Genomic DNA, 12,978 nt, shown 5'->3' on the forward strand with positions numbered 1-12,978 from the left:
CCTCGGGGGTTGCGGCAGGCCTCGGGTCAGGGAGCTTCGGGGACCTCGCCCCAGGCCGTGGCCTCGTCCCCGTCATCGATCTGCACGTCGAGGCTCAGCTGGGTGGAGACCTCGTCGAGCGTCGTGCGCAGGGCAGCCAGATCCACGTCGTGGGCCACCCCGACGACCGCGATGGCCTCGAAGAGCCGCTCGCCGCTCATGGGGGCATCGCTGATCGTGGTGCAGAGGTCGTGGATGCCCAGTCCGTGCTGCGCGAGCGCAGCGGTCACGTCACGCACGATGCCCGGCTGGTCCTGGCCGATGACCTGCAGCCTGACCTCGTCCAGGTCCTCGTCCGCGGTTGTTGCGGTGGTCGCGGCCGTCACCTCGACGACGTCGACGTCAGGCAGGTCACGCACCGCGGCCGACAGGTCGTCGATCCGGTCGTCCTCGATGTCGACCAGGACGGCGCCGGCGAAGGTGCCGCCCAGTCGTCCCATCTGGCTCTCCAACCAGTTGCCGCCCTGCTCGGCCACGGTCCGGGCGAGCTCGGCGACGAACCCGGGACGGTCCTCTGCGATGAGGCTGACGACGACGGTTCTCATGCGTCGAGGCTAGCCCTCCGGAGGGTCAGTCGTAGGAGATCTCGACGCGGCGGTTCTGGGCGCGGCCCTCGGGGTTGTCCTCGCCGCCCTTGCGGTTGGGCTCGACCGGGTCGGCAGAGCCACGGCCCTTGGTGGTGACCGTCAGCTCGGGCCGGGCCGCGGTGATCACCGTGCCCACCGCGGCGGCCCGGTCGCTGGACAACGTGGTGTTGTAGGCGTCGGTGCCGATGTCGTCGGTGTACCCCGTGACGCTCACCTGCGCGCCGTCGGGCGCGTCCTGGAGGATGTCCTCGACCTTGTCCGCGGCCGCTCGGCTCAGCGTGCGCTGGTCGAAGCCGAAGAGGATGTCGCTGTCGAGCACGACCGTCCCCGCGGTCGCGCCCTCCGTGCGCTCGACGTCGCTGATGGACGGCGTGATGTCGCTGACACCCAGGTCGAGGGCCCGCACGCTCTCAGCCAGCTCCCGCTCGCTGATCGCGGGCAGGTCGTCGACGCCATCGGCGCTGGCCCCGACGACGAGGACGAAGGGGAGGACCAGCCCGGCCACGCAGGCCGCGCCGACGCGCCTCACTGGATCTTCACCCCGGTCATCGCCGCGGCCCCGTCGGTGGGCTTGAGCGTCATGGTCGTGACGTCCTGGGGTGGGGCGGCGAACACCGCGTAGAGGTAGAGCGTCTGCCCTGGGGCGAAGAGCGCCGTCGCGGCTCCCGTCGACGTCACGACCTGGTCGGCGTCGGCGCGGACGATGTCGTGCACCTTGAGGTTCTTGGTGTCGACGAGCTGGGGGAGCCACTTGCGCCCGGTCCACCCGTAGAAGGTCCGGGGCTTGCTCGTGGCGCTCTTGTCCGGGGTGATGCCCATGGTCAGGATCAGCAGGTCGTCCTGGCGCTCGAGGGAGTAGAGGTCGAGGGTGAGGTCGACCGGCTCGTTCTGCATGGTCTTCCCGGGCAGGGGCGACGAGGCGATGGGCTTGGGCGGGTCGGCCGGGTCCACCCCGGCATCCGCAGCCGCCTGGTCGAGGTCGCTCGCGCTGTCGGCGGCGTCGGTCGACGACGCTGCCGCCGGGGAGGACGCTGCCGACGGGGAGCTGGACGAGGGCGACCCGCTGCCGCCTCCTCCTTCGGGCCCACCACTGCAGGCGGTGAGCATGCTGGCGGCGGTCACTGCGGTCACTGCGGTCGCCACGATCCGGGTCACGTTGCGCATCTCTACGGTTGTCCTCCTCGTTGGTGTTGGCAGAGTAACGGCTGGCGACCTAGGCCTGCGCGGACTCCGCCCACCAGTTGACCCCACCGTCGATGGCGTGCTCGTCGATGCGGGCCAGCTCGGCGTCGGTGAACTCCGTGGACCCGAGGGCGTCGAGGCTGTTGTCGAGCTGCTCGACGGTGCGGGCGCCGACGAGCACCGAGGTGACCCGCGAGTCGCGCAGGATCCACGCGAGCGCCATCTGCGCGAGCGTCTGGCCACGCTCCTGGGCAATGCCGTCGAGAGCCCGGATGCGCGTCAGGTTGTCCTCGGTGAGCTGGTCGGCGATGCCGGTGCCCTCCCGGGCCGCCCGCGAGTCCTGTGGGATGCCGCCCAGGTACTTGTTGGTCAGCAACCCCTGGGCGAGAGGGGTGAAGGCGATCGCACCGACGCCCAGCTCGTCGACGGTGTCGAGCAGCTCGTCCTCGATCCAGCGGTTGATCATCGAGTACGAGGGCTGGTGGATGAGCAGGGGAGTGCCGAGCTCGCGCAGGATCGCGTGGGCCTCACGCGTGCGCTCGGGGCCGTACGAGGAGATGCCGACGTAGAGCGCCTTGCCGGAGCGGACGGCGGCGTCGAGCGCGCCCATCGTCTCCTCGAGCGGGGTGTCGGGGTCGAAGCGGTGGCTGTAGAAGATGTCGACGTAGTCCACGCCCATCCGCTCCAGCGACTGGTCGAGCGAGGCGAGCAGGTACTTGCGCGAGCCACCGCCCTGGCCGTACGGGCCGGGCCACATGTCCCAGCCGGCCTTGGTCGAGAGGATCAGCTCGTCACGGTACGGACGGAAGTCCTGGCCGAAGATCGTCCCGAAGTTGCGCTCGGCGGCGCCGTAGGGCGGGCCGTAGTTGTTGGCCAGGTCGAAGTGCGTCACACCACGGTCGAAGGCGCGGCGCAGCACGGCCCGCTGCGTCTCGAGGGGCTCGGCGTCACCGAAGTTGTGCCACAGGCCGAGCGAGATCGGCGGCAGGAGGAGGCCCGAGCGGCCGCACCGGCGATAGTCCGTGGCGTCGTATCGGGTCCGGTCGGCCAGGTAGTCGTCGGTGCGGTAGGTCATGCCTGCCAGTCTGCCTGCCCGTGCCGTCCTAGACTCGGTGTCTTGACCATGGACATCTCGAACCCGCCATCTGCCCTCCCGTCCGTCGCGAACGTCTCCGTCCTCCCGGAGGGTGCGTCGACGGTCGGTCTCTCCGCGTGGGCCGACATCGACCTCGGTGCCATCCGCGACAACGTCGCCGAGCTCTCCCGCCGTGCTGGCGACGCAGCGGTCATGGCCGTCATCAAGGGTGACGCCTACGGCCACGGTCTCGTTCCTGTCGCAGGAGCCGCCCTCGCCGGCGGAGCAACCCATCTCGGTGTCGCCCAGCTCGGGGAGGCGCTCGCCGCACGCGCGGCCGGCGTGACCGCGCCGATCCTCACCTGGATCTTCGCGCCGGGCGCCGACCTCGCCGCTGCGATACGCGCCGACCTCACCCTCTCCGCCGGTGCCCCTTGGGCGCTCGCCGAGATCGCCGCGGCCGCCCGAGCCACCGGCACGACCGCGCGCATCCACCTCAAGGTCGACACCGGTCTCGGTCGCGGTGGGGCCTGGCACGGGGACCTCGCGGGCATGCTCGTGGACGCCGCCGGGCTCGAGGCCGAAGGCGTCATCGACGTCGAGGGGATCTTCTCCCACTTCGCCTACGCGGACTCCCCGGACCACCCGACGGTCCGCGCCCAGCAGGAGACCTTCCTCGCGATGGTGGCGGACGCCGGGCGGGCCGGCCTGCGGCCGCGCATCCGGCACATCTCCAACTCTGCGGCGACCCTGACCAACCCGTCCGCCCACTTCGACATGGTGCGCCCCGGAGTCTCGATCTACGGGCTGAGCCCCGTGCCCGACATCGGTGGGCCGACCCACTTCGGACTGCGCGAGGCCATGCGGGTCACCGCCCGTCTCATCGCGGTCAAGGACTGCCCGGCGGGGCAGGGCATCTCCTACGGGCACCTCTACACGACGAAGGGGGACACCCGCCTGGGTCTCGTCCCCCTCGGTTATGCCGACGGCATCCCGCGCCACGCGACCGGTGTCGGCCCGATGCAGGTCCACGGCAAGCGCTACACCGTCGCCGGTCGGGTCTGCATGGACCAGATGGTCCTCGACCTCGGGGCCGACAGTCCGGCGCAGGCGGGTGACGAGGTCGTCCTGATCGGCCGTGAGTCACGGGGTGAGCCGACGGCACAGGACTGGGCCGCAGCCATCGACACCATCAACTACGAGATCGTCACCCGGCTGGGCCCACGCGTCCCGCGCCGCTACCTGGAAGGGTCCTGATGGACGAGCAGAACAAGGGCAAGGGAGTCGGCCGTGCTGCCGCCACCGGTCTCGGTCTGGCGGCCGCAGCCGTGGGCGGGGTCGCCATCGCCGGTGCGGGGCTGGCGGGTAGGACCGCCGTCCGACGCTCGCGTGCCTACGCCGTCACCGGCCGCGACAAGGTGCACGTCTTCCCCTTCGTCGCGGACAAGGTGGTGGCGGTCCCCGCCAACGACGGAGTCGTCCTGCACGCCGAGATCGACGAGCCGGACGGCTGGGCTGCGAAGGTCGGGCCGACGGTCGTCCTGGTCCACGGCTTCGTGCTCAACCTCAGCTCGTGGGTGCACCAGCGCCGCGCGCTCGTCGACGCCGGGTACCGGGTCGTCAGCTATGACCAGCGCAACCACGGCGTCTCCGAGGCCGGGGACCTGGCCCGCTGCACCATCGACCAGCTCGGCAAGGACCTGCGGGCGGTCATCGATGCGACGACGCCCGAGGGCGACCTCGTGCTCGTCGGGCACTCGATGGGCGGCATGACGATCATGAGCTTCGCCGGGCGCTACCCCGAGCTGACGCGCGACCGGGTGACGGGCGCCGCCCTCATCGCGACGAGCGCGGGCGGCGACAGCCTCGTGCAGCTCGGCCTGGGCGTGACCTTCGACCGGATCATCGCCAAGGTGGGCCCCGGGTTCCTCGACGGGCTCGGCCAGCGCGAGGGCGTCTGGGGTGGCCTGCGGGCCCTCGGACGGGGCGTCGAGAACCACTTCGTGCAGAAGTACGCCTTCGGCACCGACATGCCCAAGGAGATGCTCCGCGCCGTCGCCACCATGGTCTTCGGCACCCGGCTGGACGCCATCGGCGCCTTCCTGCCCGAGCTCGACGAGCTCGACGTGCGCGAGAGCCTGCCGGGGCTCGTCGAGACGCCCATGCTCATCGTGGCCGGGTCCAAGGACGTCCTCACCCCGCCAGAGCACAGCGAGCGCCTCGCCGAGGCGCTCCCCGCGGCCGAGTTCATCGTCGTCCCCGGGGTCGGGCACCTGCTCCAGATGGAGCGCCCCGGCCCGGTGACGGACGCGGTCCTCGCACTGCTCGAGCGACCCCGCGGGGTCGACGCGGAGAAGGACGCGGAGCGGGCCAAGGCGGCCGTGCGGGGGCGCTCTGCGTGAGCGTGCTCCTGACCGACGCCGAGGACACCGTGGCACTGGGCCGACGGCTGGCCGGGTTGCTGCGAGCCGGTGACCTCGTGGTGCTCACCGGGGGGCTCGGAGCCGGCAAGACGACCCTGACCCGCGGCCTGGGCGAAGGCCTGGGTGTGCGAGGTGCGGTCACCTCGCCGACCTTCGTCATCTCGCGGGTGCACCCATCGCTCGTCGGGGGACCGGAGCTCGTCCACGTCGACGCCTACCGGCTCGGGGGCACGGCCGAGCTGGACGACCTCGACCTCGACGCCGACCTTGAGGCCGCGGTGACCGTGGTCGAGTGGGGCGAGGGGCTCGCCGAAGGGCTTGCCGACGACCGGCTCGAGATGACCCTCGTCGCCGACCCCGCCACGGAGCAACGTCGCCTCGACGTGCGCGGGATCGGCCCCCGCTGGGCAGGCACCGACATCGAGTCAGCACTGCGGGACGAAGGGGGAGCAGCATGAGGATCCTCGCGATGGACACCGCGACCTCGGCGATCACGGTCGCCGTGCACGACGGTGAGGCGGTGCTCGCTGCCCGATCCACGATCGACGCCCGGCGGCACACCGAGCTGCTCGCCCCCCTGATCCTGGAGACGCTCGCTGCCGCGAGCACCACCGCGGACGAGGTCACCCATGTCGCGGTCGGGACCGGGCCGGGTCCCTTCACCGGTCTGCGCGTGGGCCTGGTCACGGCGCAGACCTTCGCCCACGCCCGCGGCATCAGCGTCCACGGCGTCTGCTCGCTCGATGCGCTGGCCGCTGCAGCCGCGCAGCAGGGCCACGAGGGTGACCTGCTCGTCGCCACGGACGCCCGCCGCAAGGAGGTCTACTGGGCCCGGTACCGCTGCGCCGCAGGGCAGTCGAGCGCGCTCGACGAGCCCACGGTGACCAAGCCGGCCGACCTGCCCGACGGGGTGCGCACCCTGCCGACCGCCGGCCGCGGCGCCGGGCTCTACCCCGAGCTGCTGCCCCACGCGCTCGCCCCGGGAGGCGTGGATCTCCTCGACGTCGACGCAGGTGTCCTCGCCGGCGTCGCGGCTGCAGGCATCACGGCCGGCCGGAAGATGCCGATCGAACCCCTATACCTGCGTCGACCCGATGCGGTGGCGGCCGCACCCGAGCCCAAGTCCTCGCTGAGGCCCTCGCCCCGCCAGCAGCAGCGCGACCTGCGCCGCGCGGCCGAGCGCGAAGCGCGGGGCGGGGAGGCCACCCAGTGACCCCGGTGACGTGCGCTCCCTTCGCGCTGCGTGAGGTGCGCTGGCAGGACCTCGCCGAGCTGGCCGGCCACGAGAGCGATCTCTTCGGCAGCGAGGCGTGGTCCGTGCAGTCCTGGTGGGGCGAGCTGGCCGGGCGACCGCGCCGGGAGTACCTCCTCGCCGAGGACGCCGCCGGAATCGCTGGGTACGCCGGGCTCGACCATGCCGGTGACGTCAGCGATGTCATGACGATCGCGACCCTGCCCCGCGCCCGCCGCGCCGGCCTGGGCCGGCAGCTGCTCGACGAGCTGGTCATCCGCGCGCGGTCCGCCGGGGCGCAGCGCCTGCTGCTCGAGGTGCGCCAAGACAACACGGCCGCGCGCGGGCTGTACGAGGCGCGCGGTTTCACGTTGCTGCAGACCCGACGCGGCTACTACCCGGGTGGGGTCGACGCGCTCGTCCTCGCCCTCGACCTGACGACGAAGGACGCGGCATGACGGACGCCCCACTGGTCCTGGGCATCGAGACCTCCTGCGACGAGACCGGCGTCGGCATCGTGCACGGCACCGAGCTGCTCTTCGACGCGATCGCCTCGAGCGTCGACGAGCACGCCCGCTTCGGCGGCGTCGTGCCCGAGGTCGCCTCGCGGGCCCACCTCGAGGCGATGGTCCCGACGATCGAGCGCGCCTGCCGCGAGGCGGGGGTCGCGCTGTCCGACCTCGACGGGATCTCGGTCACCTCAGGTCCTGGCCTGGCCGGTGCCTTGATGGTCGGAGTCGCCTCCGCCAAGGCGCTGGCCGTGGCCCTCGGCAAGCCGCTCTACGGCGTCAACCACCTGGCCAGCCACGTCGCCGTCGACATCGTCGAGCACGGCCCGCTGCCGGAGCCGACGATGGCGATGCTCGTCAGCGGCGGGCACTCCTCGCTCCTCCTCGTCCCCGACGTCACCCACGACATCCGCAGCCTCGGGGCGACGATCGACGATGCCGCGGGTGAGGCCTTCGACAAGGTCGCGCGCGTCCTCGGCCTGCCCTTCCCCGGAGGGCCGCACATCGACCGGGTGGCGAGCGACGGGCAGATCACCATCGACTTCCCTCGCGGGCTCTCCAGCCGCAAGGACATGGAGCGCCACCGCTTCGACTTCTCCTTCTCCGGGCTCAAGACCGCGGTCACCCGTTGGGTCCAGTCCGAGCAGGCCGCCGGACGCGAGGTGCCCGTAGCCGACGTCGCCGCGTCCTTCCAGGAGGCGGTCGTCGACGTCCTCACCCGCAAGGCCGTGCTCGCCTGCACCGAGTACGACGTCGCCGCACTGCAGGTGGGCGGTGGGGTCGCCGCCAACACGCGGCTGCGGGCGATGACCCAGCAGCGTTGCGACGACGCGGGGATCCTGCTGCGTATCCCGCGACCCGGGCTCTGCACCGACAACGGCGCGATGGTCGCCAGCCTCGGCGCCCAGATGATGATCAAGGGGCGACCGGCCAGCGACCTCTCGCTGCCGGCGGACAGCTCGCTGCCCGTCACCGACGTGCAGACCGGGCTGCCGGTGCATGTCGACCACGACCACGCGCACTAGCCCGGCTCGAAGGGCAGGGGTCAGCCGCAGCGCAGCAGGCCCATGTCCTCCTTCAGGGTGAGCACCCGGGTGACCGATGCGGTGACCTGCTTGGCGAAGGCGGGATCCCCCTTCGCCTTGGTCTGGATGGCGCTGACCATGGTGCTGACCTGGGCGGGGTCGGCGGTGAGCACGATGTCGCCGCCGGCGGCGATGAACTTCGTGGCGCGCTGACCCACCGGCGTCGCGGAGACGGCCTTGGCTGCGCCGACGTCGTCGGTGATGGCGACCCCGTCGAAGCCCATGTCGTCGCGCAGCATGCCGGTGACGATCTTCTTCGAGAACAGGGCCGGCGTCTCGCCGTCGATCTTCGGGTAGTGAGCCGACCCGACCATGACGATCCGGGTCCCGCCCTTGATGTTCTGGGCGAAGGGAGCGAGGTGGGGGTCGTTGGTCGTCGCCACCGTGTCGCTGATGCCGGTCGCCGTCAGGTCGGTGTTGCCGGTGATCCGGCCGATGCCGGGGAAGTGCTTGACCGTCGGCTCGACGCCGGCGTCCTGCATGCCCTGCGCGAAGGCGAGCGCGCCCTTGCCCGCTGCCGCGGGCGTCGAACCGTACTGGCGGCCCCACTTGCCGATCGGCTGGTTGGCCCGTCCGATCGCGGCGGGCACCGTGTCCGCGACGGGCGCGAGGTTGACGTTGACGCCGGCCTGCTTGAGCTCGCTGCCCCACGCCTTGGCGGAGGTGCGCAGCTGCGGGTCCTGGGCCTGCTCGAGGCCGGAAGGCAGCGAGGTGAAACCCGAACCGGTGAGCTGCTGGACCTCACCGCCCTCCTGGTCCGCGGAGACGAGCATGCCGACCTTGGTGCCGTTGACGGTCGGGGAGACCTCCTGCAGGTGGCTGCTCGCTGCTGCGACGGTGGAGGATCCTTGCCACCCGCCGAGGTAGAGCATCGAACCCAGGGCCTGCTGACTGATCGCGGAGTCCAGCCCGGTGGGGGAGCCGGGCTGCATGGCGGCCATGAGCAGCTGCCCGGCCTGCTGGGTCGAGGTCATGGCATCGCGCACCCCGCTCACGCACGAGCTGGCCTTCGGGCCGGCCGCGGTGGTCGAGGCCGAGGTGGAGCTGCTCGATGAGGTGCGGGGGCTGCTCGATGATGACGCCGTGGACGACGACGAGGAGGAGGCCGAGGAGGACGCGGACGGGCTCGTGGACGACGCCGGGGTCGAGGTCGAGGTGGTCGACCCGCCGCCAGTGTCGGAGCCGCACCCGACGAGGGCGAGGACGGCCAGGCCGGCAGCGGCGCGGGGCAGGTGGCGGGGGCGGGTCGGCATGTGCGCAGGCTACCGGGGGACCGGACGTCATCGCGGGTCGAGACCCATCAGTCACACCAGTCACAAGGATCCCATCAACCACTTTTGTCACTTCTGCGCTACCTTGGAGTGATCTGTCTGTCGTCTGGGAGGGCGTTGTGCGTACACACGCTGTGATTTTCCGGTGGTTCATCGCCACCGTGCTGGCCATCTTCACGGGTTTCGCGATCGCGCCGGCGGCGTCCGCGGCCGAGATCGAATCGGGTGGGCCACTCACCTCGATCAACATCTCGCCTCAGCTCAACTGCGATGTGCGCCATCAGGGCGACGTCAACGGCGAGTGGTTCGACGACGTCGCCTGTGGCACCTTCGTCGCCTTCGGCGGCAACCTCTACGGACCCGCGGAGCTGCCTGCGGGCAGCGAGGCGACGTCCGTGGACAACTACGTCCCCTTCACGGCGATCTCGCAGAGCCCGATGACCGGGACAGGGACCAGCTCCGACCCCTTCGCCATCACCACCAAGGTGGGGCTCGGCGACACGGGCGCGACGCTCACCCAGGTCGACTCCTATGTCAACGGCGCGACCGCCTACCGCACCGACATCAGCGTCACGGGTGGGGCGAGCAGCGGCAATGCGGTGGTCTACCGCGGTGGTGACTGCTTCTTGCAGGACAGCGACCAGGGCTTCGGCCAGGTGCTCGACGGCAGCGCGCCGGTGTGCAAGGCGCAGCCGGACTCGGACAACCCCGAGCGCGTCGAGGGCTTTCGACCGCTGACCAGTGGCGCCGCTCACGTCGAGGGCCACTACAAGGATGTCTGGGCCTTGATCGGCTCGGGCAACATGCTGCCCAACACCTGCCGCTGTGACGAGCAGGTCGACAACGGCATCGCGATCTCCTGGGCGCGTGAGCTCACCCAGGGCGCGACCGTCACCCTGTCGAGCCTGACCTTCTTCTCGCCGGTGGGCACCACCCCGCTGACGGTCACCAAGACCGTCGACCGCGCGCAGGCCACGGCCGGCTCCGAGGTGACCTACGCGATCACGTTGACCAACGACGGCGCCACGGCACAGGAGATCACGTCCGTGACCGACTCCCTGCCCGAGGGCTTCGCCTACGTGCCGGGCTCGACCAGCGGCCTGACTGCCACCGACCCGACGGGTACCTCCGACCTGACCTGGGCGGGTGACTTCGAGGTCCCGGCCGCTGGCGACGACGGTCCGGGCACCGCGACCTTGAACTTCCGGGCCACGGTCTCCGATGTCCCGGGTACCTACACCAACTCGGCTGGCGCCGAGGGGCCCGGCGCCACCGTGGTCACGGCCGAGGACACCGCTCCGGTGACCGTCACCGCGGCCACCTCGACGTCCACGACGTCCACGACGTCCACGACGTCCACGACGAGCACCTCGAGCACGTCGACGTCGCCCTCGAGCACGACGACCACGACGGCTGAGCCCACGTCGACCACGACGGAGCCCACGCCGACTGCGACTGCGCCGACGACCACGACGACGCAGCCCTCTGCGGTCGTGACGCCCGAGGGCCCGCAGACGCCTGACAAGGTGCAGACGGACGGCGGGCCCGTGCACTCCGGGCTCGGTGACGCCGGACTGTGGCTCTTCGGGGGCGCGGGTGGCCTGGCGCTGCTCCTCGCCCTGCGCTGGACCGCAGTGCGTCCGAGCCGCCGCCACTGAGTGACGGTTCACGCCGACTGACCGACGAGGCCCGCAGGAGCATCAGCTCCTGCGGGCCTCGTCGTGCGCGGGGGCAGCGCAGGAGCGGGAGGGCACCTCTGAGAGGTCAGGCATCCGCGGGGCGGACCGCGAGCACGGTCTGGGCGCCGGCGACGCGGGTCAGCACGATCGTCGCGCTCTCGCCGGTGCCGGCATCCCGCCCGATCTTCAGCTGCTTGCGCAGCTGGTCCTCGTCGAGGCGGATGCCGCGCTTCTTGACGGTGAGTCCGGTGATGTTGCGCTGGCGCAGCCAGCCGCGCAGGCCCTTGACCGAAAAGGGCATCGCCTCGAGGACCTCGAAGCGCCGCGCGTGGCCCAGGTCGAGCGCCTGGTCGCTCGTGACGTAGCCGAGCCCGGCCTCGAGCTCCATGCCCGAGACGGCGCCCGTGACCGTGCCGATGAGCCCGGCGCGGTTGACTGCGCGGTCGGCCTCGTAGAGCCAGCGCCCGATGTCGTCGGGCGATCCTGCCGCGGCGGGGTCGTCCTCACAGGTGCGTTGGTCGACCTCGACGGGAGGCGCGCCCTTGCGCAGCACGCGGGCGCTGCGGCCAGCCTCCTTGACGAGCGGTCCCCACCAGACGGCGCACTCCAGGACCGTGCCCTGCCACGAGGTCCATTGCGCCTCGGTGCCCAGGGGTGGGATGTCGTGAGGCAGGGAGGGGCTCAGCTTGGCGCCTGTCGCCGGGACGTCTCGGGCGACGGAGAGGACGAAGTCCCATGACGGTGAGATCTCGTCGAGACGGAAGACGCGGCGGGTGCGACCGGACCGGTCGGTGACGCCCGGGGTGCGGCGTGCCGGGTCGAGCCACACGCCGGCTCGCGAGTGCAGGGGGTCCATCGGCGCGTCGAAGTCCTCGGCCACCCCCGTGCGCGCCCGGCTGTCGGGCCACGGCCGCAGGTTGACGTCGGCGATGGCCGCGGTGAGGGGGTCTGCGTCGACGCCGTGCACCGTGACACCGAGGGCGCTCATTGCCATGGCGTCGGAGCCGATGCCGCACCCGAGGTCGTGGACCGTCGCGAGGCTGGCTGCGGCATATCGACCGGCGTGGGTGGCGGCGACCTCGAGCCGGCTGGCCTGCTCGAGCCCGTCGGGGGTGAAGAGCATGCCGTCGGCGAACTCGCCGAACTTGTCCCGCGCGCGACCTTGCAGGCGCTTCTGGGTGAGGAGTGCGGAGACCTGCTCGGGGGAGAGGCCCGTGCCCCGCAACCGGGTGGCCTGGGTGACGGCGTCGGCCTCCTTGTACTCGGGCAGATCGTGCATGGCGGCATGCCCGTCAGGGGTAGCCAGCCAGCGCACGGTCGTCAGGTCCACGTCGTCCATTGTCACGCACGGGACGTGGATTGGCACTCGGGTTGACCGAGTGCCAGATCGAGGCCTAGATTTGGCACTGGCACTCACCACTGGCGAGTGCCAGATGCACGGCAGGTCGACCCCCGCGACGGCGACCGGTCACGCACACCCCAAGAACTCAACTTCACGACCCTCACACAAAGGAGTCAGCGTGTCGGTTTCCATCAAGCCGCTCGAGGACCGCATCGTGGTCCAGTCCGTCGAGGCCGAGCAGACCACTGCGTCAGGTCTCGTCATCCCGGACACCGCCAAGGAGAAGCCGCAGGAGGGCGAGGTCGTTGCGATCGGCCCCGGTCGCTTCAACGACGCCGGCGAGCGCGTCCCCATGGACATCACGGTCGGTGACCGCGTCGTCTACTCCAAGTACGGCGGCACCGAGATCAAGCACGGCGGCACGGAGTACCTGATCCTCTCCGCGCGCGACGTCCTCGCGATCGTTTCCTGAAGCGATCTGACGCACACAGCAGTACGCAGCTGACGCCCCGGGTGCGGGCCCTCCCGGGTCCCTCCGGGGCGTCGCTCATTCCC

The 12,978-nt window shown here is 71.4% G+C and carries 14 protein-coding genes; 8 read left to right on the forward strand and 6 right to left on the reverse strand.

Annotated elements, in window-relative coordinates:
* Positions 1-26 precede the first annotated feature (26 nt).
* From ASG73_RS07640 to mgrA, 4 genes are read right to left on the reverse strand one after another with little or no spacing between them, the layout of a single operon-like run.
* A complete protein-coding gene (locus ASG73_RS07640) occupies positions 27-584 on the reverse strand; it encodes a glycine cleavage system protein R (protein ID WP_055993203.1) in 558 nt (185 codons plus the stop codon).
* A gap of 25 nt (positions 585-609) precedes the next feature.
* Entirely contained in the window at positions 610-1,155 is a 546-nt protein-coding gene (locus ASG73_RS07645) for an OmpA family protein (RefSeq protein ID WP_055993205.1), read from the reverse strand.
* Positions 1,152-1,781 (reverse strand): hypothetical protein, encoded by a 630-nt coding sequence (locus ASG73_RS07650; RefSeq protein ID WP_156466197.1) that lies wholly within the window; start codon positions 1,779-1,781, stop codon positions 1,152-1,154. Before ASG73_RS07650 ends, ASG73_RS07645 begins: the two co-directional genes overlap by 4 nt.
* 58 nt (positions 1,782-1,839) lie before the next feature.
* Entirely contained in the window at positions 1,840-2,883 is a 1,044-nt protein-coding gene (gene mgrA / locus ASG73_RS07655) for an L-glyceraldehyde 3-phosphate reductase (protein WP_055993209.1), read from the reverse strand.
* Between the two features lie 48 nt (positions 2,884-2,931).
* Here mgrA and alr point away from each other — a divergent pair, with 48 nt between their 5' ends.
* Genes alr through tsaD form a run of 6 tightly spaced genes read left to right on the forward strand, consistent with a single transcriptional unit; the run spans position 2,932 to position 8,071 of the window.
* Entirely contained in the window at positions 2,932-4,140 is a 1,209-nt protein-coding gene (gene alr / locus ASG73_RS07660; protein ID WP_082567085.1) for an alanine racemase, read from the forward strand.
* Positions 4,140-5,285 (forward strand): alpha/beta fold hydrolase, encoded by a 1,146-nt coding sequence (locus ASG73_RS07665; RefSeq protein WP_055993211.1) that lies wholly within the window; start codon positions 4,140-4,142, stop codon positions 5,283-5,285. Before alr ends, ASG73_RS07665 begins: the two co-directional genes overlap by 1 nt.
* Positions 5,282-5,764, forward strand: a complete 483-nt coding sequence (gene tsaE / locus ASG73_RS07670) for a tRNA (adenosine(37)-N6)-threonylcarbamoyltransferase complex ATPase subunit type 1 TsaE (RefSeq protein ID WP_055993213.1) — start codon at positions 5,282-5,284, stop codon at positions 5,762-5,764. The genes ASG73_RS07665 and tsaE overlap by 4 nt, the downstream gene beginning before the upstream one ends.
* Positions 5,761-6,519 carry a tRNA (adenosine(37)-N6)-threonylcarbamoyltransferase complex dimerization subunit type 1 TsaB gene (tsaB, locus tag ASG73_RS07675; protein ID WP_082567086.1) on the forward strand — a complete coding sequence of 253 codons (759 nt, stop codon included), beginning with the start codon at positions 5,761-5,763 and terminating at the stop codon, positions 6,517-6,519. The genes tsaE and tsaB overlap by 4 nt, the downstream gene beginning before the upstream one ends.
* Entirely contained in the window at positions 6,516-6,995 is a 480-nt protein-coding gene (locus ASG73_RS07680) for a GNAT family N-acetyltransferase (protein ID WP_235499390.1), read from the forward strand. The genes tsaB and ASG73_RS07680 overlap by 4 nt, the downstream gene beginning before the upstream one ends.
* A complete protein-coding gene (gene tsaD, locus ASG73_RS07685; protein WP_055993215.1) occupies positions 6,992-8,071 on the forward strand; it encodes a tRNA (adenosine(37)-N6)-threonylcarbamoyltransferase complex transferase subunit TsaD in 1,080 nt (359 codons plus the stop codon). Before ASG73_RS07680 ends, tsaD begins: the two co-directional genes overlap by 4 nt.
* A gap of 20 nt (positions 8,072-8,091) precedes the next feature.
* Here tsaD and ASG73_RS07690 read toward each other — a convergent pair whose 3' ends face one another.
* Complete coding sequence (locus ASG73_RS07690) at positions 8,092-9,384, reverse strand: glycoside hydrolase family 3 N-terminal domain-containing protein (RefSeq protein ID WP_235499391.1); 1,293 nt, start codon at positions 9,382-9,384, stop codon at positions 8,092-8,094.
* A gap of 137 nt (positions 9,385-9,521) precedes the next feature.
* Between ASG73_RS07690 and ASG73_RS07700 the strand changes: the two genes are divergently transcribed.
* Complete coding sequence (locus ASG73_RS07700) at positions 9,522-11,060, forward strand: DUF11 domain-containing protein (RefSeq protein ID WP_162253969.1); 1,539 nt, start codon at positions 9,522-9,524, stop codon at positions 11,058-11,060.
* Positions 11,061-11,166: 106 nt separating this feature from the next.
* Here ASG73_RS07700 and ASG73_RS07705 read toward each other — a convergent pair whose 3' ends face one another.
* Positions 11,167-12,420 carry a THUMP-like domain-containing protein gene (locus tag ASG73_RS07705; protein ID WP_442905369.1) on the reverse strand — a complete coding sequence of 418 codons (1,254 nt, stop codon included), beginning with the start codon at positions 12,418-12,420 and terminating at the stop codon, positions 11,167-11,169.
* A 181-nt stretch (positions 12,421-12,601) separates the two neighbouring features.
* On the opposite strand from ASG73_RS07705, the gene groES reads away from it, so the two are divergent.
* On the forward strand, positions 12,602-12,895 hold the full coding sequence (groES, locus tag ASG73_RS07710; protein WP_055993222.1) for a co-chaperone GroES: 294 nt from the start codon (positions 12,602-12,604) through the stop codon (positions 12,893-12,895).
* Positions 12,896-12,978: the final 83 nt, after the last annotated feature.

The organism is Janibacter sp. Soil728 (genome assembly GCF_001428305.1).
GTDB lineage: Bacteria > Actinomycetota > Actinomycetes > Actinomycetales > Dermatophilaceae > Janibacter.

Coding starts and splice junctions, on each gene's coding strand:
- ASG73_RS07665 (WP_055993211.1), top strand. CDS start 4,140: ATGGACGAGCAGAACAAGGGCAAGGGAGTCGGCCGTGCTGCCGCCACC.
- tsaD (WP_055993215.1), top strand. CDS start 6,992: ATGACGGACGCCCCACTGGTCCTGGGCATCGAGACCTCCTGCGACGAG.
- alr (WP_082567085.1), top strand. CDS start 2,932: ATGGACATCTCGAACCCGCCATCTGCCCTCCCGTCCGTCGCGAACGTC.
- mgrA (WP_055993209.1), bottom strand. CDS start 2,883: ATGACCTACCGCACCGACGACTACCTGGCCGACCGGACCCGATACGAC.
- ASG73_RS07690 (WP_235499391.1), bottom strand. CDS start 9,384: ATGCCGACCCGCCCCCGCCACCTGCCCCGCGCCGCTGCCGGCCTGGCC.
- ASG73_RS07640 (WP_055993203.1), bottom strand. CDS start 584: ATGAGAACCGTCGTCGTCAGCCTCATCGCAGAGGACCGTCCCGGGTTC.
- tsaB (WP_082567086.1), top strand. CDS start 5,761: ATGAGGATCCTCGCGATGGACACCGCGACCTCGGCGATCACGGTCGCC.
- ASG73_RS07705 (WP_442905369.1), bottom strand. CDS start 12,420: ATGGACGACGTGGACCTGACGACCGTGCGCTGGCTGGCTACCCCTGAC.